The following is a 24,703-nucleotide window of genomic DNA, read 5'->3' on the forward strand; positions in this document are numbered from 1 at the left end:
CTCCACCCTGTTCACCCGGCTCCACCCATGTCCGCCAGCGGCTATTCCCTGCGAGCCCAGCTCGTCGAAAGCCTGACGCACATCAAGCGGCCCGACGTGCCGCTGTGGGTGGTGCTGCGCAATACCCTGGCCGTGGTCGTGCCGCTGGGCGCGGGCCTGGCCACGGGGTATCCCGGGGTCGGCCTGGGCATCAGCGCCGGTGCGCTGGACACCATGTTCTCCGACCAGCCCGGCCCCTATCGCCAGCGCATGCAGTGGCTGCTGGTGGCGACACTGGTGGCAGCGCTGGCCGCCCTGGTGGGTTTCACCATCGGCGGCCATTTGCTGCCGATGCTGGTGGCCACGGCCGCGTTCGGCTTCTTCGGCGGCATGCTGGTGGTGTTCGGCACGGATGCCGCGCGCGTGGGCATGACCAGCATGATCCTGCTGGTGATCGCCGCCGCCACGCCCATCCCGCCCAGCGACGCCCTGCTGGCTGCCCTCCTGATCGGTTGCGGCGGCCTGCTGCTGACCCTGCTCGCCGTGGCCGCATGGCCGTTGCAACGCTATCGGCCGGAACGGCATGCGCTGGCCGGCGTATACACGGGCCTCGCCGCGCTGGCGCGCCAGACTGGCGACGACGAAAACGCCACGCCTGCGCTCACGGATGCCATGACCTCGCTGCAGCGCACCTTGCTCGGCCGCTATCGCGCGCATGGCCGCGCGATGGAGGCGTTCACCGTGCTGCTGGAACTGGCCGAACGCATCCGGCTGGAGCTGACGGCAATGTCGGCGCTGCATGCCGCGGACAGCCTGCAGATGCGCTACCGGGAAGGCGCCGCGCAGGTGCTGGAGGCCATCGCGCACGCACTGGAAACCGCCGAACCGCCGCAGCAGGCGGAGCGCCTGCTCGAAACGCTGCGCAACGACGCCCGCAGCATGCCTGGCGGCATGGCCACGCACCTCCGTGCGCTGGATGGCCAGCTGGCCGCGGCGGTGCGCAACGCAAACTGGGCCGGCAGCCGCGGCGAACTGCGTGCCGAGGCGGAGGAGACGCAGTTGCCGCGCACGCTGCAAAGCGGCTCCGTGCGCGCCATGCTGCGCGCCAACCTCACGCCGCGCTCGATGGCGTTCCGGCATGCCGTGCGCACCGCGGCCTGCCTCAGCGCGGCGTTGCTCGTCTCGCGCCTGTTCCATCTGCAGCATGGCTACTGGCTGCCGATGACCACGGCGATCGTGCTGCGCTCGGATTTCGCCGCCACCTTCAACTTCGGACTGCTGCGCGTGGTGGGCACGGTGCTGGGCCTGGTGCTGACCACCGCCCTGCTGTACCTCGCGCCGAATTCGCCCTGGGCCCACCTCGCCCTGATGGCGCTGCTGTGCATGGCGTTCCGCTGGCTGGCCAATGCGCATTACGGCATCGCCGTGGCTGCGCTCACCGGCACCGTGGTGATCCTGTTGTCCTTCGATGGCGTCAATTCCGGCGTGGCCGTGACCGACCGTCTGGTGAGCACCGTGCTCGGCTGCGGCATGGCAATGGCGGCCTATCTCGTGTGGCCCACCTGGGAACGCGGCCGGGCGCGCAGCGCATTTGCCGAAATGCTCGACGCCTATGCCGGTTATCTGCGCGCGTTGGCGCTGCCCGGACAATACGAGGCGCAGCGCGAGACGCGCAGCCTGGTGCGCACGGCGCGCAGCAATGCGCTGGCCTCGCTCGACCGCATGCGGGCGGAGCCCGGCACGCCGGAGAACCTGCTGGAGCTGGCGCGCGCGCTGTTCGCCAACGGCAATCGTCTGGCGCGTACCGCGATGGCGCTGGAAGCGCTCGGCGAGGGCTCGACGCTGCCGCCGGAAATGAACCGCTTCGTCGCCACCTGCGCCGACTCGGTGCAGTCCATCGCCACCGCCCTGCGCGAGCATCGCGTGCCCGACGCCCTGCCCGACCTGCGCGCCATGCAGCAATCCCTGCTGGTCCCGCTGCAGCACACCGGCGGCCTCGCCGAGGCCGAGCCGCTGGCGCGCATCAGCGACCGGCTCACCGACAGCATCAACACCCTGGCCCACGTGCTGCGGCGGGCGCAGCCCGCGGCGGGCAACGCCTGAGCGGCAGCCCCGCAGCGCATTGTGCGTCCGCGGCACGACTGTACCCATCCCGGCGTTCTAGACTTGCACGATGCTCAAGATCGATACGCACGCACACATCCTGCCCCGCGACTGGCCCAACCTCGCGGCCAAGCACGGCGACGAGCGCTTTCCGGTGATGACCCACACCGACGGCCGCCACCGCATCTACAAGGACGGCAGGTTCTTCCGCGAGGTGTGGGATTCCGCCTTCGACCCGCAGACCCGCATCGACGACTACGCCCGCTTCGACGTGGACGTGCAGGTGATCTCCACCGTGCCGGTGCTGTTCTCGTACTGGGCGCCGGGCCACCAGGCGCTGGAACTGCACCGGCACCTCAACGAGCACATGGCCGGCCTGTGCCGCGACTTCCCTCGCCACTACGCCGGCATCGGCACGGTGCCGCTGCAGGCGCCGAACCTCGCCGTGCGCGAGCTGGAGCGCTGCATCGACGAACTGGGCCTGCAGGGCGTGCAGATCGGTTCGCACTGCAACGACTGGAACCTCGATGCGCCGGAACTGTTCCCGTTCTTCGAGGCCGCCGCGGACCTCGGCGCCGCGGTGCTGGTGCATCCCTGGGACATGATGGGCATGGCCAGCATGCCCAAGTACTGGCTGCCGTGGCTGGTGGGCATGCCCGCCGAGCAGGCGCGCGCGGCGTGCTCCCTCGCCTTCGGCGGCGTGCTGGAGCGGCTGCCGAAGCTGCGCGTGATGCTGGCCCACGGCGGCGGCAGCTTCCCGTGGACGATCGGCCGCATCGAGCACGGCTTCAAGATGCGCCCCGACCTGGTGGCCACCGACAACCCGCGCAACCCGCGCGAGTACCTGAAGCGCTTCTACTTCGACTCCTGCGTGCACGACGACCGCGCGCTGCGATGGTTGCTGGATGTGACGGGCGTCGAGCAGGTGATGCTGGGCACCGACTATCCTTTCCCGCTGGGGGAACAGGAACCCGGCAGCGGCATCGAGGCCCTGGGACTGGACGAGGGCGACCGCGCGCGCCTGTTCCACGGCACCGCGCTGGAATGGCTGGGCCTGCCCAAGCACCGCTTCGCACCCGACACCGCCGCCTGAGGATTCCGCATGGCCTTGCTGCGCTCCACCGTTACCGCCGTCGCGCTCGTCGCCGGCCTGCTGGTCACCGCCCCTGCCCCGGCCGCCGACGTCAGCATGGCCAACGGCAGCGTGCACTTCAGCACGCCGGACGGTTGGCTGGACATCATGCAGACCGAGGGCGACCCGGAGGTGCGCGTGTTCCAGGTGCCCGATCCCTCGCCCACCGGCCACGCCACGCTGGCGCGCGTCACGGTGACGGTGCAGCAGGAATCCGACATCGGCGGCTTCCGCGACTACATCGCCCAGGCCAACGCCAAGGCGGCGGCGCTGCCCGGCTACCAGGCCGATGCCCGGGCCGGCGAGCCGAACAGCTCCCGCTATACCGCGCGCGAGGCCGGCGTGGCGTCCAGCTACCGCGAGGTCTACTGGTACCGCGACGGCCACGCGATCCAGCTGCGCTGCGTGCGCCCCGCGCAGAGCCAGGCCGGCGCCGCATGGATCGCCGCGTTCGACCGCGGCTGTGACGCGATTGCCGCGCGGCTGAAGTAAGCGTTCCGCCCGCTTCCACGGAATCACCATGTCTTCCAGCCACCAAGCCACCGCCGCCTGGGCCGAGGCCGCCGACGCCGCCGACCCGCTGCGCGCGTTCCGCGACGAGTTCCTGATCCCGCCGCACGAAGGCCGCGACAGCAGCTATTTCTGCGGCAACTCGCTGGGCCTGCAGCCGCGCGCCGTGCGCGCCGCGCTCGCCGCCGAACTGGACGACTGGGCCGGACTCGGCGTGGAAGGCCATTTCAAGGGCCGCCTGCCGTGGATGGACTACCACGAGTTCGTGCGCGACCACCTCGCCGAAGTCGTGGGCGCCAGGCCCGCCGAAGTGGTGGCGATGAACACCCTGGGCGTGAACCTGCACCTGATGATGGTGAGCTTCTACCGCCCGACGCCCGAGCGGCCCGCGATCCTGATGGAAGCCGGCGCTTTCCCCACCGACCGCTACGCGCTGGAATCGCAGATCCGCTTCCACGGCTTCGATCCGGCGGAAGCGCTGATCGAACTGCAGGCCGACGAACCGAACGGCACGCTGTCGATGGCCGCCATCGAACGTGCGCTGGCCGAGCACGGTTCGCGCATCGCGCTGGTGATGCTGCCTGGCGTGCAGTACCGCACCGGCCAGGCGTTCGACCTCGCGGCGATCACCGCGCTGGCGCACCGGCACGGCTGCACGGTGGGCTTCGACCTCGCCCATGCCGTGGGCAACCTGCCGCTGCAACTCCACGACAGCGGCGCGGACTTCACTATCTGGTGCAGCTACAAGTACCTCAACAGCGGCCCCGGCGCGGTCGGCGGCGCCTTCGTGCACGAGCGCCACGCGCGCGCCGTGCTGCCGCGTTTCGCCGGCTGGTGGGGCCACGACAAGACCACCCGCTTCCGTATGGGCCCCGAGTTCGTGCCCACGCCCGGCGCGGATGGCTGGCAGCTCAGCAACCCGCCCATCCTCGCGCTGGCGCCGCTGCGCGTGTCGCTGGAAATCTTCCACCGCGCCGGCATGGCGCGGCTGCGCGAGAAGTCGCTCAAGCTCACCGGCTACCTGGAGTGGCTGGTGAACTCGCAGCTCGCCGACGTGCTGGAAGTGGTCACGCCCGCCGATCCCGCGCGGCGCGGCGCCCAGCTCTCGATCCGCGTGCTCGGCGGCCGCGAGCGCGGCCGCGCGCTGTTCGACCACCTGATGGCCCACGGCGTGATCGGCGACTGGCGCGAACCCGACGTGATCCGCATCTCGCCCGCGCCGCTGTACAACCGTTTCGCCGATTGCCTCGCGTTCGCGCACGCCGTGCGCGCATGGAGCCCGGCCGCCTGAATCCTTCCGGCTACAGTGCTGCGCCCGCGCGGTTCCGCGCCGCCCGATGGAACAGCCACGCGGCGAGCAGCCACGCCGACACGAAGAAGGCGGTCAATGCCGCCAACGGCCAGGGGGCGGCGGACCACACCGCCATCGCGGCTGCCGCCGCCAGCACCTGCGCCAGCGCAGTCGCCGCCAGCGCGGCCGCCATGCCCAGCGGCCGTCCCCGCACGATCGCCGCGCCCACGATCAGCACCGCCAGCACGCCATCCTGCAACAGGTTCGCTGGATGGTTCGGTTCGCCCACCACGCCGACCGCGAGGTTCGCCCACAGCAGCAGGAAGGCCGCCACCACCGCCACGCCGGCGCCGGCCCGGTAGGCCAGGCCGGAGTTCGCGCGCGCGGCCAGCTCGCAGCTTGCGCAGGCCACGGCCAGCATGCTGCCGAAGACGACGAAGTCCAGTGCGGTCCAGTTCACCTCGGCGGTGAAATGCATGGCCAGCCACGGCGCCAGCAACAGGCAGGCCGCGCCGCCCCACAACAGCGCGCGTGCGGGTGCCCGCAGGCCGCCGCACTTCATCGATTCCGCCATCGCCATGCTCCCTGCCGTCTTTGCGCCAGCTTGGCACCAGGCAAGGCGAAAATCATGACCGGCAAGAGCCGGAAGCGGGTCGCGCCGTGACGCGGGCGTGAAGGACTCAGGCCTTGCCGGTCCGGGATGCCGGATGCCGCACCTGTCCCTCCCCGTGCACCACGAAGCGCTCGACCGTGAGCGACTCCGCGCCCATCGGGCCGTAGGCGTGCAGGCGCGTGGTGGAGATGCCGATCTCGGCGCCCAGGCCCAGCTCGCCGCCGTCGCTGAAGCGCGAGGACGCGTTGACCATCACCACCGCCGAGCGGATCGCCTGCACGAAGCGTTGCGCGGCGGCTTCGTCGCGGGTGGCGATGACTTCGGTGTGGTCGGAGCCGTGGCGGCGGATGTGGGCGACGGCCTCGTCCAGGCTGTCCACCACGCGCACGGCGAGGATCAGGTCGAGGAATTCGGCGGCGTAGTCCGCGTCGGTGGCCGCGTGCATGTCCGGCACCAGCACGCGGCTGGCCGCGTCGCCGCGCAGCTCCACGCCGCGTTCGCGCAAGGCCTGCGCCGCCCGCGGCACGAAGTCGGCGGCCACGTCGCGGTGCACCAGCAGCGTCTCCAGCGCATTGCACACGCCGGGGCGCGAGGTCTTGCCGTCGATCAGCAGGTGCAGCGCGAGGTCCAGGTCGGCGGCGCGATCCACGTAGAGATGGCACACGCCCTTGTAGTGCTTGATCACCGGCACGCGCGCATGCTCGGCCACGAAGCGGATCAACCCTTCGCCGCCGCGTGGGATGGCGAGGTCGACGATGTCGCTGAGCTGCAGCAGCTCGACCATGGTCTCGCGGCGCAGGTCTTCCAGCAGCGCGACCGCCGCTTCCGGCAGGCCGTGCGCGCGCAAGGCGTCGTGCAATGCGGCGGCGATGGCGGTGTTGGAATGGATCGCCTCGGAACCGCCGCGCAGGATCACCGCGTTGCCGGCCTTGAGGCACAGCGCCGCGGCATCCGCGGTGACGTTGGGGCGCGCCTCGTAGATCATCGCCACCACGCCCAGCGGTATGCGCACGCGTTCGATCAGCAAGCCGTTCGGACGCGTCTCGCGCCGGGTCACCAGGCCGACCGGGTCGGGCAACTCCGCCACCTCGCGCAGGGCGGCGGCGATGCCTGCCACGCGCGCCTCATCCAGTCGCAGGCGATCCAGCATGGCGCCCTGCACGCCTTTTGCTTCGGCCTGCGCCACGTCGCGCGCATTCGCCGCGAGCACGTCGGCGCGGCTCGCTTCCAGCGCGGCCGCCATGTCGCGCAGCAGCGCGGCCTTGGCGGAACTGTCCAGCGCAGCGATCGCCGGCGCCGCGTCGCGACAGGCCAGTGCCAGGGTGCGGACCTCGCTCATGCCTCGATGCCTCCGGGGGTTTCGGCGCCGGCCAGGGTGACCAGGTCGTCGCGGTGCACGATCTCGTGCCCATGGGTGTAGCCCAGCACGGCCTCGATGTCGCGGCTGTGCCGTCCGGCGAGCCGACGCACCTCGGCCGCGGCGTACTGGCTGAGGCCGCGCGCCACCGGCTTGCCGGCGCCGTCCACGATTTCCACCAGGTCGCCGCGCTGGAACTCGCCCTGCGCGGCGGCGATGCCGCCCGGCAGCAGCGACGCGCGTCCGCCACCCAGCGCGCGGGCGGCGCCGGCGTCCACCTGGATGCAACCGGGCGCGGCCGGCGCATGGCGCAGCCAGTACTTGCGCGCCTGCAGGCGCGTGGCGGCGGCGTCGATCAGCGTGCCGCGCAGGCGCCCTTCCGCCAGCGCCGCCACGGTCGCCGCATCGCGCCCGCTGAACAGCGCGGTGGGAATGCCCGCGGCGCCGGCCTTGGCCGCGGCCTCCAGCTTGGTGCGCATGCCGCCGGTGCCCACCGCGCTGCCGCTGCCGCCGGCCATGGCGAGGATCTCCGGCGTGAGCGCGGCGACGTGCGGCAGCGGCTGGGCGGCGGGATCGTGGCGCGGATCGGCGCTGTACAGCGCGTCGATGTCCGAGGCGATCAGCAGCAGGTCGGCGTCGACCAGGGCGGCGACGATGGCGGCGAGGTTGTCGTTGTCGCCCAGCTTCAGCTCGTCCACCGCCACGGTGTCGTTCTCGTTCACCACCGGCAGCACATCCAGCGCCAGCAGGCCGCTGAGCGTGGCGCGTGCGTTGAGATAGCGGCGGCGGTTGCGCAAGTCGTCGTGGGTGAGCAGCACCTGCGCCACCGGGCGCGTGGACAGCGACTGCCACAGCGCGATCATCGGCGCCTGGCCCAGCGCCGCCAGCGCCTGCCGCGCAGCGAGATCGCCCGCGGCCGGCGCGTGCTCGCGCAGCAGCGCGCGACCGGCCGCCACCGCGCCCGAGGACACCAGCACCACCTGCCGACCCGCGGCATGGCTGGCGACCACGAACGCGGCCAGCGCCGACGCATGGTGGGCGGTGAGGCCGCCGCCGTCGGCCGCCAGCAGGTTGCTGCCGACCTTGAGCACGGCACGCCGCCAGGGCGGCAGCGGCTGCTCCCGCAAGTGCCCCGCATGTTGCGCAGCCGCCGCCATGTCAACCCCGTTCAGCCGTCTAGACGGCCAAGCCTAGCATGCAATTCGTGCAGGCGCAGGTCGTCGCCCGCGCCCGGCGACACCCGCTGCACGAGGCTGCCCTCGGGCGTGCGGCCCTGCCCCGCCGATGCCGCGGCCTCGGCGGCGGCGCGATACGCGTCGCGGAACGGCACGCCGGCCGCGGCCTGTTCGATCGCCACGTCGGTGGCGTACATCGCCGGCTCGATCGCCGCGCGCATCGCCGGCTCGTTCCACTGCAGGCGCGCCAGCAGGTCGGGCACCAGTTCCAGCGCCATCAGGCCGTGGCGCACGCCGTGGAAGAGCGAGCCCTTGGAGAACTGCAGGTCGCGCTGGTAGCCGGAAGGCAGCGACAGCAACTGCTCGATCTCGGTACGCGCCGCGGCCACGCTGGCGTAGCTGGCGCGCAGCAGTTCCACCACGTCGGGGTTGCGCTTGTTCGGCATGATGGAACTGCCGGTGGTGTACTCGGCCGGCAGCTTCACGAAATCGAACTCGGCGGTGGTGAACAGCGACAGGTCCCAGGCCATGCGGCGCAGGTCCAGCATCGCCGCGCCGATCGCCTCCAGCACCGCCATCTCGTACTTGCCGCGCGAGAGCTGGGCGTAGATCGGCGACACCTGCATGCGCCCGAAGCCCAGCGCCGCGGTGGTGTGCTCGCGATCCAGCTTCAGGTTCACGCCGTAGCCGGCGGCGGTGCCGAGCGGATTGGCGTCGACCAGCTCGCGCGTGCCGCGGGCGCGGAACGCATTGTCGATGAAGCCTTCGGCGAAGCCGGCGAACCACATCGCAGTGGACGACACCACCGCACGCTGCAGGTGGGTGTAGCCCGGCAGCGGGATCGCCGGCTGCGCGGCGCGCTGCAGGCACACCCCGGCAATGGCGCGGCAGTGCGTTTCCAGCGCTTCGAGCTTTTCCTTCAGCCACAGCCGCGTGGCCACCAGGATCTGGTCGTTGCGGCTACGCCCGGTGTGCACGCGGCGGCCGGCATCGCCCAGGCGTTCGGTGAGGCGCGCCTCGATCGCCGAGTGGCAATCCTCGTAGCGCTCGTCCAGCACGAAATCGCCGCTCCTGAAGTCCACGGCCAGCGCGTCCAGTTCGCGCTTAAGCGCGACGGCCTCGTCGGCGCTCACCACGCCGATGTTCGCCAGGCCTTCGACGTGCGCCTTGCTGGCGGCGACGTCGTGCAGGAAGAACTCGCGGTCGAGCACCACGTCGTCGCCGGCGAGGAAACGCATGATCTTCGCGTCGATCTGGATGCCGGATTTTTGCCAGAGGGGTTGGCTCATGGGAATTCCTTGCTCAGTCCAGCGGAATCGCGGTGTACTCGTCCACACCCAGCGCGCGGTTGATGTTCTGCATCGCCTGGGTGGCCGCGCCCTTGAGCAGGTTGTCCAGCGTCGCCACCACCACCACGCGCTTGCCGTCGGCCGACAGCGCGAAGCCGCCGACCTCGGCATGGTGCCGGTGCGCGATGCGGCTGACCCACGGCGCCTCGTCCAGCACCGACACCAGCTTTTCGCCGTCGTAGGCGTGGTGGAAGCGCGCCAGCACGTCCTCGCGCTTCAGCGGCTTGGCGAGATAGAGGTTGGTGGTGACGGTGAGGCCGCGGAAATGCGGCGCCACGTGCGGCATGAACTCCACCGGCAGGCCGAGCTGGAAGCTGGCTTCCTTCTCGTGCGTGTGGCCGGTTAGCGCGTACGGCATCAGGTTGTCGCGCAGCTTTTCCGGATCGTTCTTGTCCGAGGGCGTGGTGCCGGCGCCGGAATAGCCGGAGACGCCGAAGCACACCGGCGGCGCGGCGAGCAGGTCCTTCAGCGGCGCGATGGAGAGTTCCATCGCGGTGGCGTAGCAGCCGGGATTGCTGATGCGCTTCCCGCCGCGCCACTTGCCGCGCGTGAGTTCGGGCAGGCCGTAATACCAGGCCTGGTCGAAGCGGTAGTCGGCGGACAGGTCGACCACCAGCGTATCGGGCGCCGCCTGGTCGATGGCTTCCACATAGGGCGCGGCCTTGCCGTTCGGCAGGGCCAGGATCACCACGTCGGCATGCTTGGCCGCCACCGCGGCGGGGTCGAGGCTTTCGTAGCGAAGCTCGCCCTTGTAGGCATCGCTGTGTCCGCTCACGCGCTGGCCGTCCAGCTCGCGCGAGGAGACAAAGGCCAGTTCCAGCGCCGGATGCGCCGTGATCAGGCGGATCAGTTCCGCGCCGGTGTGGCCGCGGGCGCCGACGATGCCGATGTTTTTCTTCGCTTGCGTCATGTCGCTCTCATCCAATCAACGTCGGCTGGCGCTGCGCGCAATGCGCCACGCAGCGGGCGATGGTGTCGAAGTTGTCGCCCAGGCCGTACCAGAACACCTTCCACTTCGGCTGCTTGAGACAGCCGTCGGATTCGGCGTAATAGAAGATGTTGACCTGGTTGTTGTGGCGCGAGCGCCAGAACAACTGGGGATTCTCCTCGCGCATCACCTGCCAGACGGCACGGCCCAGGCCTTCGCCCTGCGCGTCGTCGAGCACGGCGAACTTGTCGAGGTACGGCAGGCCGTCCTCCATCGTGAGGATCATCGCCGCACGATAGTTCTCGCTCACGTAGATGCGGTACGGCTCGGTGCGCTCGAAGTAATCCGGCACCAGGGTGCGGCCGAAACTGGATTCGATCAGGTCGCGCATCCGCGACCGGTCGATGCCTTCCCACGACTCGAAGCGCAGCACCTTCTCGCCGCGCCGCACCAGCGTGCCGGAACCCTTGTGGGTGAACAGCTCCTTCGCCAGTTCGGCGGGACGGGTGATCGACACCGACGAGGCAAGCGGCAGCCCGGCCAGGAGATCGGCGATCTGCTCGATCTTCAGCCGCATGCCGCCGTTGATCCACGGCTGCGCCATCAGGTGCTCGTATTCGGTGCTGAGGTTGATCGAGTCGATCACCTTGCCCTCGCCGTCGAGCAGGCCGCCGGTGCCGGTGAGGAACACGATCTTGTACGGCTGCAGCACGCGCACCAGCTCGTTCGCGGCGACGTCGGCGTTGATGTTGAGGATCTGCCCCTCGTCGGTCTCGCCCAGGCTGGCGATCACCGGGATCGAGTTCGCGCGCAGGCCCGCCTCGATCGGCGCAAGGTTGATGCTCTCCACCTTGCCGACCATGCCCAGCGCCTCGCGGTCGAGGTAGCTGGCCATGAACACGCCGGAGGCCACCGAGGTGGCGCGCGTGTCCATCGCCTGCAGCGCCTCGACCAGCTTGAGGTTCTGCTGCTGGAACACGCGGCGCACGATGCCCAGCGCCTTCGGCGAGGTGACGCGCAGGCCGTTCACCGTCTTCTTCTCGATGCCGGCGGCGGACAGTTCCTCGTCCAGCTGCGGACCCGCGCCGTGCAGCACGATGGGCGTGAGGCCCACCTGCTGCAGGAAGGTGAGCGAGGAAGCGAGGTCCTGCAGCTCGTCGCGCAGCACCGCGCCGCCGACCTTCACCACGGCGAAGCGCTTGGCGTCCAGCTCGGAGAAGCGCTTGAGGTATTGCTGGATTTCCTTCGCGCTGCCCATCGCCGAGAGCAGGCGCACGATGGTCTTGCGGGTGTGCTTGTGGGTTTCCACTGTCTAGTTTTCCTTTGCGCTCATCCGTGGACGCAAGAGTCGTGAGGCGGCGTTCCCTGGCCGCACTTTCCAATGAGGCGAAAAACCACTTCGGCGTAATGCCGCAACTGGTCCAGCGCCACCCACTCGTCGGCGGTGTGCGCCTGGGCGATGTCGCCGGGGCCGTAGACGAAGGCGATGTAGCCGGCGGCGGAGAACAGCGAGGCCTCGGTCCAGAAGTCCACCGCGTTGCCCACCGGAATCTCCAGCTCGTCGGCAAGGTCGCGCGCGGCCAGCCGGCGCGCTTCGGCGGTGGCGGTGTCGCCCGCCGGCAGCGAGGGGCCGCGGAAGGTCTCGGCGAACCCGGCCGGCATCGGCTCGACCAGGGTGCGGAAACGTTCGAGCAAGCCGTCGGGATGCATCGTCGGCAAGGGCCGCATGCCGAAGCGCACTTCGGCGCTGGGCGCGATCATGTTCGCCTTGATGCCGCCCTCGATGCGGCCGATGTTGAAGCGCAGGCCGGTGAGCCCGCCGAAGCGTTCGTGCGATTGCGCCGCCACGAAATCCAGCGCCGCATCGCCCCAGCGCACCGCCTGGTGCAGCGCGCTGTCGCTGGGCCGCTGCTCGCCCGAGGCATGACCGGCATGGCCGGCGAAACGCATCAGCACCGACTGGATGCCGCGATGGGCCAGCACCGCCTCGCCCCTGGTGGGTTCGGCCACGATCACCGCATCGTAGGCTGGCTTGTTCGCCAGGAACCCGGCGATGCAGCGCGGATCGTTCGCTTCCTCGTCGCTGGAAAACAGCAGCGCCATGTCGCCGTCGCTGGCGTTCGCCACGGCGAGCAGCGCCGCCGCCGCGCCCTTGATGTCGCAGGCGCCGAGGCCGATCGCGCGGTCTTCCGTCACGCGCAATTCGTGCGGGCTGGCCGTCCATGCCGGCGAGTCCGGCACGGTATCCAGGTGCACGTTGAACAGCAGCTTCGGCTGGCCACGCACCGCGTGCAGGCTTACCGCACCGGCGCCGTGATCGGTCACCGTGACGTCGAAGCCGGGGAGCTGTGCGCGGATGTAGTCGAAGATGCCGCCGGTGGTGATCGCCCGCGGCGGATTGCGCGTGTCGAAACCGACCAGCGCCTCCAGGTGTTCCAGTGTCGCCGCAAGCAACGGGGCCGAATCCCGGCTCATCACCGATTCACCTCGGCCCACAGCGTGCTGCTCATGCCGAACAACTTGATGAAGCCCTCGGCCTCGGCCACGCCCCAGTCGGCCGACTGCGCGTAGGTGGCGCCCTTGGCGTTGAGGATGTGCTTCGACTCGATGGCCACCGCATTCACCGTGCCGCCGTTCGTTTCCAGCGTGACTTCACCGTTGACGGTGGACTGGCTGGAGGCGAGGAAGGCTTCCAGGTCGGTCTTCAGCGGATCGTGGAAGAAGCCCTCGTACACCACTTCCACCCACTTGCGCGCCACGTCGGGCTTGAAGCGGTTCTGTTGCTTGGTCAGCACGGCTTCTTCCAGCGCGCGGTGCGCCGTCAGCAGCGAGATCAGGCCCGGCGCCTCGAAGATGATGCGGCCCTTGAGGCCGATGGTGGTGTCGCCGGTGTAGAGGCCGCGGCCCACGCCGTAGGGCGCGAACAGGGTGTTGAGCTTCGCCAGCAGCTTGTGGCCGGCGAGCTTCTCGCCGTCCAGCGTCACCGCCTCGCCGTTCACGAAACCGATCTTCACCTGCAGCGGCGCGGACGGCCATTCGGCGCGCGGCTTGCACCACGCGCGCGCGCCCTCGCCCGGCGCCTGCCACTTGTCGATCTCGCCGCCGGACATGGTGACGCCGAGCAGGTTCTCGTTGATGGTGTAGGCCTGCTGCTTGGCGCGCACGCCGAAGCCGCGCTCTTCCAGGAACTTCTGCTCGTAGGCGCGCGTCTGCGTGTGCTCTTTCTGGATCTCACGGATCGGCGCCACGATCTCGTAGTCGCCAAGCGACTTCGCCGCGAGGTCGAAGCGCACCTGGTCGTTGCCCATGCCGGTGCAGCCATGCGCGATGGCGCGCGTGCCGAGCTCGGCGGCACGCTTCAATGCGGCTTCCACGATCAGGTAGCGGTCGGACACCAGCAGCGGGTACTGGCCTTGGTAGCCCTCGCCCGCCCACACGAAGGGTTTCACGAAACCGTTCCAGATCGCCGGGCCGCCGTCCACCGTGACGTGGCTGGCCACGCCCAGCTCCTTCGCGCGGTTCTCGATGAAGGCGCGCTCCTCGGCATCCACGCCGCCGGTGTCGGCGAACACGGTGTGCACGGCCCAACCGCGCTCCTTGAGGTAGGGCACGCAGAAACTGGTGTCGAGGCCGCCGGAGAAGGCGAGGACGATGTCTTTGCTCATGGCTTGCGAATCCTGATCGGGGAAGATGTCAGTCGGAGGAAACGACGATGCGCGGCTCGCAGCGCACCGGGAAATTCACGGAGTTGGCGATGAAGCAGGCGTGGTGCGCATCGTCGTGCGCGGCCAGCGCCTGGTCGGGATCGCTGTCGGCGCGGATGACGACCACCGGGCGCAGCACGACTTCGGTGAAACGGCCGCCATCGCCCTCGGTGAGCATCGTGCCTTCGGCGCTGTCGTCGTAGGCAACAACCACCACGCCTGCCACTGTCGCCATGTGCAGGTAGGACAGCATGTGGCAGGTGGAGAGCGCGGCCACCAGCATGTCTTCCGGGTTGTGCCTCGTGGCATCGCCGCGGAAGGCGGGGTCGGACGAGCCGGCGAGATCCGGCTTGCCGGGTATGCGGATCGCGTGGTTGCGGCTGTAGTTGCGATAGCCGTCCGTGCCGCTGCCGCGGTTGCCGGTCCATTCCACGTCGACGCGGTAGCGATGCGGGCGACTCATGGCTTCGGCGCCTCCTGCAGGGCCATCAGCGCGGCCAGTTCCGCGTCGCCATCGCCATCGCGGCGGCGCAGCCCGGCGATCGTGCCGAGGCGGTTGCGCTCGGGGTGGTTCTGGTTGAGCTTGAACTTGCCCTCGATGCGCTCGATCGCGATCTCGATGCCCACGATCGCGCGCAGCGATTTCTCGATGTGCTCGGCCGGCGCGTCGGTGATGCGCCAGGGCTGCGGTTCCGTGGCCTCGTGATGGTCGGTGAGACGCTCGAGCAGGCTGCGCAGCCAGGCAGTGTCCTGGATGGTCTTCAGCCGCCCGTGCACGTGCACCACCGCGTAGTCCCAGGTGGGCACCTCGCGATGCGTCTCCTGCTTGGTCGGGTACCAGTTCGGGCTGATGTAGCCGTCCGGTCCCTGGAAGATCGCCAGCACCTCGGCGCCATCCAGTCGCACGAGTTCGTTGCCGCGCGCCACGTGGCCATGCAGCGCGTCGCCCACCAGCTCGAACGGCAGGTGGTTGGCGATCAGGCCATCCGGACCGTTCGCCACCAAGGTGGCGAACGGGCAGTCGCGGATCAGCCCATGCAGGACCTCGACGCGTGTTTCGGCGAAATGCTTCGGTATGTACATGGCGGCTCAGCCCTGCCCCGCCAGCGCGGCCATCACCGCCTTCTGCACGTGCAGGCGGTTCTCGGCCTCGTCGATGGCGATGCAGTACGGCGAGTCCATCACCGCGTCGGTGGCCTTGACGTTGCGGCGCAGCGGCAGGCAGTGGCTGAACAGGCCGTGGTTGGTCAGCGCCATCTTGGCCTCGTCCACGATGAAGTGCCTGTGCGCGTCGCGGATGGGCTTCTCCTGCTCCCACTTGCCGAAGTACGGCAGCGCACCCCAGCTCTTGGCGTAGACCACGTCGGCGCCGCTGTAGGCTTCCTCGATGTCGTGGCTGACCTTGAGCGAGCCACCGTTCTGCGCGGCGTTCAGGCGGCCGAACTCCATGTAGCGTTCGTCCAGCACGTACTCCGGCGTGGGGCACAGCAGGGTCACGTCCATGCCCATCTTCGTCGCGATCAGCAGCGCGGAGTTGGCCACCGCGGTGTTGAGCGGCTTGGGGTGGTAGGTCCAGGTGAGCACGTACTTCTTCTTCGTGAGGTCGCCCAGGTGCTCGCGCAGCGCCAGCGCGTGCGCCAGCTCCTGACAGGGATGGGTGATCGTCTCCATGTTGATCACCGGCACCGTGGCGTACTTCGCGAAGGCCTTGACGACCTTGTCCTGGCGATCCACCGACCAGTCCTGGAATTTCGGGAAGGCGCGCACGCAGATCAGATCCGCGTAGCGGCTGAGCACGCGCGCCACCTCGGCGATGTGCTCCTCGGTATCGCCGTCCATCACCGTGCCCGGCTCGAATTCGATCGGCCACGCGTCCTTGCCCGGCGCCAGCACCACCGCGTGGCCGCCCAGCTGGAACGCGCCCAGCTCGAAGCTGGTGCGGGTGCGCATCGAGGGATTGAAGAACATGAGCGCCACCGACTTGCCGGCCAGCTGCGTGCCCGCGGGCGAGCGCTTGAACGCGGCGGCCTGTTCCAGCAGCGCGTCGATCTCGGCGCGGCTCCAGTCCTGGGTGGTGAGGAAGTGGCGGATGGTCATGAGTTGGATCGCCCTCGATGAAATCGCTCTGGATGAATGGCCCGGCCAAGGATGACCGGCTTGTCTTGCCGTTCGCGGACGGATCCGCCTGTGGTGAAAACAAAAAACAAAAACCCGGCGCGGTGGCCGGGTTTTTCGTCGATACGTATGCAGCAGCGCGCGACAGCCTACCCGGCCGGATGTCCGTCCAGCGGTCGACGCGCACGCGAAGTCATGCCGGCGGCCATGCGGGCGCTGGTCAGGACATTGGCGGTATAGACGGCTGTGGACATGAGGGTTCCGGTCGGGCGAGGCGCCATCATGACGGGATTTTCGCTGCCATGCAACATGCCCTGCAGAGGCCCGGAAACCCGGACCCGGTCAGGGCTGATGGCACGTCCTCAGTCGGCGGGAGACACGCTCACCCGCACGCGCAGGCGCTCGCCAGGGTCGTAGCTCAGGCGGGCCTCCCAGACCTCGCCGCGATAGCGGTATTCCACGTCGTAGCCCACGATCTGGCGCTGCTCGCTGACCGCGCTGACCTGGCGGCAGTTGGTCACCGTCTGCTCGACCTGGCTGCCGCCGCGGTTCGCGGCCACCTGGCCGCCCACCGCACCGCCGGCCACGGCGCCCACCGCGGTGCTGAGCGTGCGGCCGTTGCCGTGCCCCACCGTGCTGCCCAGCACGCCGCCCACGACGGCGCCCAGGATGGAACCGGCCGTGGTGTTGCCCGGACGCTGCTGGACCACGGTCTGGTCCCGGCATTCCTGGCGCGGCACCTCGGTGCGGGTGACGCCGTACACGGGATCGACGCGCAGCACGTCGGCCCAGCCATAGTGGGCATTGTCGTCCTGACCGGGATTCTGGTTCGAATAGCGCGCGTCCTGCGCTTGGGCGCCGGTGGCGGCCAGGGCCAGTACCAGGGCGACGGCGAAAAACTTGTACATCAAACGGACTCCGGTGCGGTGTTCGGGCGCAGCTTCGGCGCATGGCCGATTGCAGCAAATCGAGGCTGAATAGCGGCTTAGAATCCCCCTGCTGCGACATCGGGCCTCCACGTCGCTTACACCTTGTTAAGATGCGCGGCTAGCCTGCGTCCGCCCCGGTCCGGATACCCACGATGCCGATTTCGCTCTACAACAGCCTGACCCGCCGCACCGAACCGTTCGCTCCGCTGGATCCGCAGCGGGTGACGATGTACGTATGCGGCCCCACCGTCTACAACTACGTGCATATCGGCAACGCGCGCGGCCCGGTGGTGTTCGACGTGCTGGCCAAGCTGCTGCGCCGGCATTACCCGCAGCTGGTGTACGCCCGCAACATCACCGACGTGGACGACAAGATCAACGCCGCCGCGCTGGAACAGGGCGTGGACATCGAGGCGATCACGGGCCGGTTCACCGACGCCTATCGCGAGGACATGACGCGGCTCGGCATCGCGCCGCCCGACGTGGAGCCCCGCGCCACCGGGCATATCGCCCCGATCGTCGCGATGATCGGGCGCCTGATCGCCGACGGCCACGCCTATGCGGCGGAAGGCCACGTGCTGTTCGACGTGGGCTCGTTCCCCGCCTACGGCCAGCTCTCCGGCCGCGACACCGAAGAACTGATCGCCGGCGCCCGCGTGGAGGTGGCCCCGTACAAGAAGTCCCCCGGCGACTTCGTGCTGTGGAAGCCCTCCACGCCCGAGCTGCCGGGCTGGGACAGCCCCTGGGGCCGCGGCCGGCCCGGCTGGCACATCGAGTGCTCCGCGATGGCCGAGAAACACCTGGGCGAGACCATCGACATCCACGCCGGCGGCAACGACCTGCTGTTCCCGCACCACGAGAACGAGATCGCCCAGTCCACCTGCGCCCATGGCGGCAAGACCTTCGCGCGCTGGTGGATGCACAACGGCATGCTCACCTTCGACGGCCGCAAGATGTCCAAGTCGCTGGGCAACGTGCTGCAGCTGCACGAGATGCTCAAGCGCCACCCCGCCGAAGCGCTGCGCCTGCGCCTGATGAGCGGCCACTACCGCCAGCCGCTGGACTGGTCCGACGCCGCGATCGCGCAGTCGGTGAGCACGCTGGACGGCTGGTACCGCGTGCTGCGCGACCTGGCCGGGGTGGCGGTGGACACCGCGTCGCTGCCGGTGCCGGAAACGGTCGAGGCCGCCTTGTGCGACGACCTCAACACACCGCAGGCGCTGGCCGAGCTGGCCGTGTTGGCGGATGCCGCGCGCGTGCAGGGCACGCCCGCCGCCAAGGCCGCCCTACTCGGCGGCGGCGCCCTGCTCGGCCTGCTCCAGCAGGACCCTGAGGCATGGTTCAAGCAGGCTGGCGGCAGCGAGGTCGATGCAGACACGGTGGAGGCGATGCTGGAGGAACGCCGTGCGGCCCGCGCCGCCCGCGATTTCGCCCGCGCCGATACGATCCGCGCCGAGCTTGCCGCGATGGGCGTGGAAATCGAGGATGGCCCGCAGGGCACGCGCTGGAGCGTCGCCAAGACCTGAGGCCGCGGGAACTTCGCGCCGCGGCGCCGGCGCGCGATAATGCGCGCATGAACGAAACCGCCACCAGCCCAGGCAGCGCCGCGGAGGCGCAGCGCGAAATCGCCGAGGAGTTCGCCTACTTCACCGAGTGGAGCGAGCGTTACCAGTACCTGATCGATCTCGGCAGGCAGTTGCCGCCGTTCCCCGAAGCCTGCCGCACCGAGGCCTGGCGCGTGCACGGCTGCCAGTCGATGGTGTGGCTGGTGCCCAGCGGCGACGCCTCGCGCATGCATTTCGACGCGGCCAGCGACTCGGCCATCGTCTCCGGCCTGATCGCCCTGGTGCTGCGCGTGTACTCCGACCGCCCCGCCGCCGAGATCGTGGCCACCGAACCGGACTTCATCCAGGCCATCGGCTTGGCCAAGCACCTGTCGCCCACGCGCTCGAACGGCCTGGCCGCGATGCTGGCCAAGCTCAAGGGCTATGCCGCCGCTGCCGCAGGCAGCGGCGAGTAAGGGCGTACTCTTTTCGCCCGCGCGCACAAAAAACCCCGCTCGAAGCGGGGCTTTTGTCGAAGGGTCCGGCATGGATGCCGGCTTGGTCCCTGCGCTCATGAAGGAGCGCAGAAGAACCGCCATCAATCGCCCATCTGCTTCTGCAGATGCTCGCGACGCTCCTGTGCATCCAGCGACAGCGTGGCGATCGGGCGCGCGTCCAGGCGGTCGACGCCGATCTCCTCGTCGGTCTCCTCGCAGTAGCCGTAGCTGCCGTCCTCGATGCGGCGCAGCGCCTTGTCGATCTTGGAGATCAACTTGCGGTAGCGGTCGCGGGTGCGCAGTTCCAGCGAGTTCTCGGTCTCGCGGGTGGCGCGCTCGGCTTCGTCGCCGACATCGCGCACCTCTTCGCGCAGGTTGTCCATGGTCTGGCGCGACTCTTCGACCAGCTGGTCGCGCCAGTCGCGCAGCTTGTTGCGGAAATAGGCCAGATGCATGGGGTTCATGTACTCCTCCTTGCCGGAGGGACGGTAACCCTTGGGTAGTTCGATCTGGGTGGTGGAGGGCAAGGCGTAGCGCCCGTCTTCGCGGGTAACGCCGTTGTCCAGGGTCTTGGCAGCCAGCTTGTTCATTGGGGAGGATGCATTTTTCGATTGCTTGGAGGATGCGTGAGCCGAGGCGCTCGCGGGACGCGGCAGCACCATGGCCGTGGCGCTCGCCACCTTGCCCTTGAACGGCGAGGCGGCGGGCGGGGAGGGTTGCTTCTCGACCGGCGCTGCCTTGACGGGCGCAGGCGTCGGCCTGGCGGCAGCGGACCGGCTCTTGACCGGTGCGGCGACCGGAGCCGCCTTGGCGACGGCTTTCTTCGCCGCGGGCTTGGCGACGGGCTTGGCCGCCGGCTTCACCGTCTTCTTCGCGACCGGCTTGGGCGCCGCCTTGGCGACGGCCTTGCGGGCCACGGGCTTCGCAGTCTTTTTCGTCGCGACGGGCTTCGCCACCTTCCTGGCCACCGGCTTGCGCGCCGGCGCCGCCTTGCGGGCAGGGGCCTTCTTCGCCACGACCTTCTTCGCGGCGGGCTTCTTCGCGGCAGGCTTCTTCGCCACCGGCTTCTTCACGACGGGCTTGGCCGCCTTCTTTGCCGCAGGCTTCTTCGCGGGCGCCTTGGCGGCGACCTTCGATACCCGCGCGCCGGCAGCCTTCGCCCTGGCAGACCCTGCGTCACGCAGCCGCGCCGACGCTTTCCCTTTCGAAGCCTTGGCGGCGGTCGAACTGCGCGTGGTTCTTGCCATATTCCTTCACCAGTTTTTGGCCTTGGCGGCCCGGTGTTATAGCCCATGTACCCTACACCGGCAAGCCGGTTTCCGGGATACTCCCAACACTATCTGCAGCCCATTGTTCCGGCAACGTGAATGTATTGACCCGATTCCTGCTGCTCCTGCTGCGCCTGTACAAGCGCTGGCTCAGCCCCCTGCTGGGGCAACGCTGTCGTTTTTATCCCAGTTGCTCCGATTATGCACGGGTCGCGATCACGCGCTTCGGACCCTGGCGCGGCAGCCTGCTTGCCGCGTGGCGCCTGTTGCGTTGCCAGCCGCTGTGCGAGGGCGGCGAAGACCCGGTGCCGGAACACTTCCACTTCCGCTGCTGCCGGACGCACGGCGACACGCACGCCCACTGACGGCCGCGCGGTACCGCGGCCCAGGTCCGCGCATGCGGATTCAGGCTCCGAAACCGCCGGGCACGCCCTTGCTGGCATAGGCCACCGCGTCGTGCGGATGCAGGCTTTCCTGGTGCTCCACGCGCACGTGGAAATCGGCGAGGCGCTCGTCGGCGTCCAGCGCGAGCTGGATGCGCCGGGCCGCATCCTCGCAGAACATCAGGTTGCCGCCGTTGGCGAGCGCGAACGCCTGTTCGTCCTCGCGCTTCACCGCGGTCTGCACCGGCGTGCCCAGCGCCTGCTCCACGCGGTCCAGGGTGTCGATCAGGTCGAACGGCACGCCGTCCTTCAGCCGCACCAGCAGTCGCGCCACGCTGCGCTGCGCGTGCGGGGTGGCGACGATGCCGCGCTCGCTGCCCAGCCATGCCATCACTGCCGCATGGTCCACCGGCTGCGCCGCGTCGAAGTCCCGGGCGAACTGGTCCTGGATCAGCTGGCGCGACAGCGCGGCGGACGCGGGACAGGTGGACGAATAGACCACCTCGGTGCCCAGCTCCAGCCGGAAGCCGTCCGGGCCGAGGCTGGCCTCGACCGACACCGGGTAGCTGCGCCAGCCGCTGTGGCCGCTGCGCAGCGCATTGCGGCGCACCAGCACGTCGAAGCGGATGCTGAGGCGGGCATGGTCGGACAGGCCGGCATGCGATTCCAGGAACGCACGCAGCAGGTTTTCCAGCACCGCCGCACTCAGCGGCGCGGCGCCGAGGTGATGGTCCACCAGCAGGTACAGGCGCGACATGTGAATGCCGCGCCTGTCCGGGTGCACCAGGTTGACGAAGGCGCCGACCTGGGCGTTCGCGCGCTGCACCTCGCCGTCGCCGGCGTCGAAACGCACCGGCGCCTCGATGCCGTCCATGCCCACCCAGTCCAGCGCGCCGCGCAGATGCGGCTGCGCCTGGGCGGCGACATCGGGCATCAGGCGGGCGGTGTTTTCGTGGCTGTGCATGGGATTCTCGTGAAGCGCGGCGGCGTGGCTGCTGCCGAAACCGTGTATTTTGGGCCAGCCTGCCGCATTGCAACAGTCGACGGCGGGAAACACTGCGTCCGGTCGTGCTCAGGTTGCCCCACTGGCGCGCCAGCGGCGAGCCGCCTGCCAGGCACCGAAGGTCGCGCCGAAGCCGCCCTGGCTGCCCTTCTGCAGCACGGCCAGCGGATCGCCCGCGCTGCGGGCGCGGCGCAGCAGACGCTCGGCCTCGCGCGATTCCAGCGCCCGGAACACGCTGAGCGGCCCGGGCAGTCGCGCCGACTCGCGCCACGCCGACTGCAGGTCGGCCAGCTGCGTCTTGAGCGCCTCGTCGCGCGCCGAGCTGCGCTCGCGCAAGGCGGTGCGGGCGAGGCTGAAACGGGCCAGCCGCGCCATCGGCAGCGGCAGGCGATCGCGTTCGGCATCGTCCTCCAGCCGGCGCAGCGCGTACAGCAGGTGGCTGAGCACGGCCACTCGCGCTGCGCGTTCCGGCGCCGCTGTGCCGCCGTACCACCATGCGGTTTCCAGCGCGACCAACGCGCCGTGCAACGGGCTGGCGGCGACGAGCTGGGCGGGGAAATCCGCCGCCGTGCCCTCTTCCAGTTGCCCCATCGCGGCCAGCACGGGTGCCAGCCAACGCTCGGCGGGAATGGCATGGGCGCGTTCGTCGTCGAACAAGACCTGGGTCAAGGGGTGCCGGCCGCCGCTGGCGGCGGCGCCGGACAGCTCCTCGGCCCACCAGTTGAGCTTGCCCAGCGCGACATGCGGCTCGCGGATGCCGTAGGCGGCGGACAGCAGCTCCTGTTCGAGCGCGGCGAGCGCGACGTGGCCGGGGTACTTCGCCGGATCGACGAAGACCAGCGCCACGCGCTGGGCCGGCTGCACCGACAGCCACTTGTCGACATAGCTCTGCAACGCGCCGTGCGGGTTCGCCGGTTCGCTCACGCCGTCACCGGCAGTTTCAGCAGTCCGGCGAGCTGGCGCGGATGGTCGAGCACCGCGTCGGCGCCCCAGCTTTCCGGGTTGCCGCCGTCGAGGTAGCCCCAGCGCACCGCCACCGTGTAGAGGCCTGCGGCGCGGCCGGCCTCGACATCGCGCGCGTCGTCGCCCACGAACACGCCGCGTGCGGGGTCGATCCGCGCATGCTCGCAGGCCAGCAGCACGGGCGCCGGGTCGGGCTTCTTCACCGGCAGGGTGTCGCCGCAGATCACCGCGCTGGCGCGCAGGTCCCAGTCCATGCGCTGGATCAGTTCCTCGGTGAGGAAGCCGGGCTTGTTGGTGACGATGCCCCAGCGCCACTCCTGCGCCTCGATCGCGTCCAGCAACGGGACGATGCCGTCGAACGGCCGCGTGTGCGTCGCCAGCATGCCCTGGTAGATCTCGAGGTAGCGCGGCATGCGCGCCACCAGCGCCTCGTCGCTTTCGGCGAAGGCGCAACGCAGGATCGCCCGGCTGCCGCGCGAAACCACCTCGCGCACGGCGGCGTAGCCCGGCGCGGCCGCGCCGGCTTCCGCGCAATAGGCCACAAGCGCGGCGTGGAGATCGGGCGCGCTGTCGAGCAGGGTGCCGTCGAGATCGAACAGCACGCCTTCGATGTGGGCGGGCAGCGGCTTCATGCCGGCTTCCGGGCGCAGAGGATGTAGTTCACCGCGGTGACGCGGCTCATCCATGCCTTGCGGTTGAGCGGGTTGTAGCCGAGGCCGCTGACGTCCTCCAGTTCCAGGCCCGCGTGCCGCAGCAGGCGCCCCAGTTCGGAGGGCTTGAGGAACTGCGCGTAGTGGTGCGTGCCGCGCGGCAGCAGGCGCATCAGGTATTCCGCGCCGAGGATGGCCGCGCCGAACGCGGCCGGCGTGCGGTTGAGCGTGGACAGGAACAACCGGCCGCCGGGCTTGAGCATGGCGGCGAGATCCTGCACCAGGGCGGCGGGATCGGGCACGTGCTCGATCAGCTCCATGCAGCACACCGCGTCGAACGCCTCGGGTTCGGCCGCGGCCAGCTCGGCCGAGGACTGTTTGCGGTAATCCACCTTGAGACCGGACTCGTGCAGGTGCAGGCGCGCGATCTCGATCACCTTGAGGCCCATGTCGATGCCGGTGACCTGGGCGCCCGCGCGCGCCAGCGCCTCGCTCAGCAGGCCGCCGCCGCAGCCCACGTCGGCGATCTTCGCGCCGCGCAGGTTCACGTGCTTCGCCACGTAGTCGGCGCGCACGGGGTTGAGGTCGTGCAGCGGGCGCGATTCGCCGTCGGGGTCCCACCAGCGCGCGGCCAGTTGGTCGAAGCGGGCGATCTCGGCGGGGCTGACGTTGGCGGTGGTCATGTTCGAATCCACGATGGGCCCATCAGTTTATTGAAAAGTGCGGCCGGGGATGGCCGCTTCTTGATCTTCGCGATCACGGACGCACAAGCTGAGGATGGCCTGATTTTGCGTGTCATCCCAGCGAAGGTTGGCATCCAGTGCCTGCAAGCCACTGAACACCAAGGCACTGGATGACCGGCTTCGCCGTTGTGAAGCGCCTCCTGCCTTCGCAGGAATGACGAGCAAGCAGTCGATTGATCAGACCTTCCCTAAACCGCCAGCCACTCGTGCACCGCGATGTCCCAGCCGCCGCTCGTATGGGCCGGATCGCGATGGACGATCTCCAGCGCTTCGTCCAGCGACCCGGCACGCAACAGGTAGGCGCCGCCGCTCTTGTCGCCGAACGGGCCGGACATCTCGTTGCGCCCCTGCGCACGCAAGGCTTCGAGAAAATCGCGGTGCAGCTGAACGGCCGCCGGGTCGCACTGCGGGCGGCGCATCAGCATGACGAGATAACGGTTCATCGGGGAAGCCTGGCGAAAAGCGCG

25 protein-coding genes are annotated in these 24,703 nt (G+C 69.6%); 7 read left to right on the top strand and 18 right to left on the bottom strand.

Annotation, left to right across the window (positions count from 1 at the left end; genetic code table 11):
• The first annotated feature begins 27 nt into the window (after positions 1 to 27).
• The 4 genes from PCA_RS11045 to kynU all read left to right on the top strand — a co-directional run bounded on the left by PCA_RS11045 (position 28) and on the right by kynU (position 5,015).
• Positions 28 to 2,082: an FUSC family protein gene (locus PCA_RS11045; RefSeq protein ID WP_181302667.1), complete on the top strand. Its 2,055-nt coding sequence runs from the start codon at positions 28 to 30 to the stop codon at positions 2,080 to 2,082.
• A 70-nt stretch (positions 2,083 to 2,152) separates the two neighbouring features.
• Positions 2,153 to 3,175 carry an amidohydrolase family protein gene (locus PCA_RS11050; RefSeq protein WP_181302668.1) on the top strand — a complete coding sequence of 341 codons (1,023 nt, stop codon included), beginning with the start codon at positions 2,153 to 2,155 and terminating at the stop codon, positions 3,173 to 3,175.
• A gap of 9 nt (positions 3,176 to 3,184) precedes the next feature.
• On the top strand, positions 3,185 to 3,706 hold the full coding sequence (locus tag PCA_RS11055) for a hypothetical protein (protein WP_181302669.1): 522 nt from the start codon (positions 3,185 to 3,187) through the stop codon (positions 3,704 to 3,706).
• Positions 3,707 to 3,734: 28 nt separating this feature from the next.
• A complete protein-coding gene (gene kynU, locus PCA_RS11060; protein ID WP_181302670.1) occupies positions 3,735 to 5,015 on the top strand; it encodes a kynureninase in 1,281 nt (426 codons plus the stop codon).
• Positions 5,016 to 5,025: 10 nt separating this feature from the next.
• Here kynU and PCA_RS11065 read toward each other — a convergent pair whose 3' ends face one another.
• From PCA_RS11065 to PCA_RS11120, 12 genes are all read right to left on the bottom strand, one after another.
• Positions 5,026 to 5,589 carry a hypothetical protein gene (locus PCA_RS11065; RefSeq protein WP_219918737.1) on the bottom strand — a complete coding sequence of 188 codons (564 nt, stop codon included), beginning with the start codon at positions 5,587 to 5,589 and terminating at the stop codon, positions 5,026 to 5,028.
• A 106-nt stretch (positions 5,590 to 5,695) separates the two neighbouring features.
• On the bottom strand, positions 5,696 to 6,967 hold the full coding sequence (locus tag PCA_RS11070) for a glutamate-5-semialdehyde dehydrogenase (RefSeq protein WP_181302672.1): 1,272 nt from the start codon (positions 6,965 to 6,967) through the stop codon (positions 5,696 to 5,698).
• Positions 6,964 to 8,142, bottom strand: coding sequence for a glutamate 5-kinase (gene proB / locus PCA_RS11075; protein WP_181302673.1), 1,179 nt, complete (start codon positions 8,140 to 8,142; stop codon positions 6,964 to 6,966). Before proB ends, PCA_RS11070 begins: the two co-directional genes overlap by 4 nt.
• Positions 8,143 to 8,153: 11 nt before the next feature.
• Positions 8,154 to 9,449 carry an argininosuccinate lyase gene (gene argH, locus PCA_RS11080; protein ID WP_181302674.1) on the bottom strand — a complete coding sequence of 432 codons (1,296 nt, stop codon included), beginning with the start codon at positions 9,447 to 9,449 and terminating at the stop codon, positions 8,154 to 8,156.
• A 13-nt stretch (positions 9,450 to 9,462) separates the two neighbouring features.
• Positions 9,463 to 10,419 (bottom strand): N-acetyl-gamma-glutamyl-phosphate reductase, encoded by a 957-nt coding sequence (gene argC / locus PCA_RS11085; RefSeq protein WP_181302675.1) that lies wholly within the window; start codon positions 10,417 to 10,419, stop codon positions 9,463 to 9,465.
• Positions 10,420 to 10,426: 7 nt separating this feature from the next.
• Positions 10,427 to 11,746: an acetylglutamate kinase gene (locus PCA_RS11090; protein ID WP_181302676.1), complete on the bottom strand. Its 1,320-nt coding sequence runs from the start codon at positions 11,744 to 11,746 to the stop codon at positions 10,427 to 10,429.
• 20 nt (positions 11,747 to 11,766) lie between these two features.
• A complete protein-coding gene (locus PCA_RS11095) occupies positions 11,767 to 12,912 on the bottom strand; it encodes an acetylornithine deacetylase (RefSeq protein ID WP_181302677.1) in 1,146 nt (381 codons plus the stop codon).
• Positions 12,912 to 14,102, bottom strand: a complete 1,191-nt coding sequence (locus PCA_RS11100; RefSeq protein WP_181302678.1) for an argininosuccinate synthase — start codon at positions 14,100 to 14,102, stop codon at positions 12,912 to 12,914. The genes PCA_RS11095 and PCA_RS11100 overlap by 1 nt, the downstream gene beginning before the upstream one ends.
• Before the next feature lie 28 nt (positions 14,103 to 14,130).
• Positions 14,131 to 14,604 carry an OsmC family protein gene (locus tag PCA_RS11105; RefSeq protein WP_181302679.1) on the bottom strand — a complete coding sequence of 158 codons (474 nt, stop codon included), beginning with the start codon at positions 14,602 to 14,604 and terminating at the stop codon, positions 14,131 to 14,133.
• Positions 14,601 to 15,224 carry an FMN-binding negative transcriptional regulator gene (locus tag PCA_RS11110; protein WP_181302680.1) on the bottom strand — a complete coding sequence of 208 codons (624 nt, stop codon included), beginning with the start codon at positions 15,222 to 15,224 and terminating at the stop codon, positions 14,601 to 14,603. Before PCA_RS11110 ends, PCA_RS11105 begins: the two co-directional genes overlap by 4 nt.
• 6 nt (positions 15,225 to 15,230) lie before the next feature.
• Positions 15,231 to 16,238 carry an N-acetylornithine carbamoyltransferase gene (locus PCA_RS11115; RefSeq protein ID WP_181302681.1) on the bottom strand — a complete coding sequence of 336 codons (1,008 nt, stop codon included), beginning with the start codon at positions 16,236 to 16,238 and terminating at the stop codon, positions 15,231 to 15,233.
• Positions 16,239 to 16,618: 380 nt separating this feature from the next.
• Positions 16,619 to 17,164, bottom strand: coding sequence for a glycine zipper 2TM domain-containing protein (locus PCA_RS11120; protein ID WP_181302682.1), 546 nt, complete (start codon positions 17,162 to 17,164; stop codon positions 16,619 to 16,621).
• A 173-nt stretch (positions 17,165 to 17,337) separates the two neighbouring features.
• On the opposite strand from PCA_RS11120, the gene cysS reads away from it, so the two are divergent.
• Together cysS and PCA_RS11130 are read left to right on the top strand one after the other, a co-directional pair.
• Positions 17,338 to 18,711 (top strand): cysteine--tRNA ligase, encoded by a 1,374-nt coding sequence (gene cysS / locus PCA_RS11125; protein WP_181302683.1) that lies wholly within the window; start codon positions 17,338 to 17,340, stop codon positions 18,709 to 18,711.
• 47 nt (positions 18,712 to 18,758) lie between these two features.
• Positions 18,759 to 19,205 carry a SufE family protein gene (locus PCA_RS11130; protein ID WP_181302684.1) on the top strand — a complete coding sequence of 149 codons (447 nt, stop codon included), beginning with the start codon at positions 18,759 to 18,761 and terminating at the stop codon, positions 19,203 to 19,205.
• 122 nt (positions 19,206 to 19,327) lie between these two features.
• Here the strand turns inward: PCA_RS11130 and dksA are convergent, their stop codons facing one another.
• On the bottom strand, positions 19,328 to 20,473 hold the full coding sequence (dksA, locus tag PCA_RS11135; protein WP_255436800.1) for an RNA polymerase-binding protein DksA: 1,146 nt from the start codon (positions 20,471 to 20,473) through the stop codon (positions 19,328 to 19,330).
• A 116-nt stretch (positions 20,474 to 20,589) separates the two neighbouring features.
• Here dksA and yidD point away from each other — a divergent pair, with 116 nt between their 5' ends.
• The gene (yidD, locus tag PCA_RS11140) at positions 20,590 to 20,859 is read left to right on the top strand and encodes a membrane protein insertion efficiency factor YidD (RefSeq protein WP_343204440.1); all 270 of its coding nucleotides are present in this window, start codon (positions 20,590 to 20,592) and stop codon (positions 20,857 to 20,859) included.
• 40 nt (positions 20,860 to 20,899) lie between these two features.
• On the opposite strand, the gene folE2 is transcribed toward yidD, so the two are convergent.
• From folE2 to PCA_RS11165, 5 genes are all read right to left on the bottom strand, one after another.
• Entirely contained in the window at positions 20,900 to 21,841 is a 942-nt protein-coding gene (gene folE2 / locus PCA_RS11145) for a GTP cyclohydrolase FolE2 (RefSeq protein WP_181302686.1), read from the bottom strand.
• Between the two features lie 108 nt (positions 21,842 to 21,949).
• A complete protein-coding gene (locus tag PCA_RS11150; RefSeq protein ID WP_181302687.1) occupies positions 21,950 to 22,804 on the bottom strand; it encodes a squalene/phytoene synthase family protein in 855 nt (284 codons plus the stop codon).
• Positions 22,801 to 23,475, bottom strand: coding sequence for a phosphoglycolate phosphatase (gene gph, locus PCA_RS11155; RefSeq protein WP_181302688.1), 675 nt, complete (start codon positions 23,473 to 23,475; stop codon positions 22,801 to 22,803). The genes PCA_RS11150 and gph overlap by 4 nt, the downstream gene beginning before the upstream one ends.
• Positions 23,472 to 24,176 carry a bifunctional 2-polyprenyl-6-hydroxyphenol methylase/3-demethylubiquinol 3-O-methyltransferase UbiG gene (gene ubiG, locus PCA_RS11160; protein ID WP_181302689.1) on the bottom strand — a complete coding sequence of 235 codons (705 nt, stop codon included), beginning with the start codon at positions 24,174 to 24,176 and terminating at the stop codon, positions 23,472 to 23,474. The genes gph and ubiG overlap by 4 nt, the downstream gene beginning before the upstream one ends.
• Positions 24,177 to 24,424: 248 nt before the next feature.
• Positions 24,425 to 24,679, bottom strand: coding sequence for a YciI family protein (locus tag PCA_RS11165; protein WP_181302690.1), 255 nt, complete (start codon positions 24,677 to 24,679; stop codon positions 24,425 to 24,427).
• Between the last annotated feature and the right edge of the window lie 24 nt (positions 24,680 to 24,703).

Origin of the sequence: Rhodanobacter sp. PCA2 (genome assembly GCF_013620825.1) — a bacterium.
GTDB lineage: Bacteria > Pseudomonadota > Gammaproteobacteria > Xanthomonadales > Rhodanobacteraceae > Rhodanobacter_A.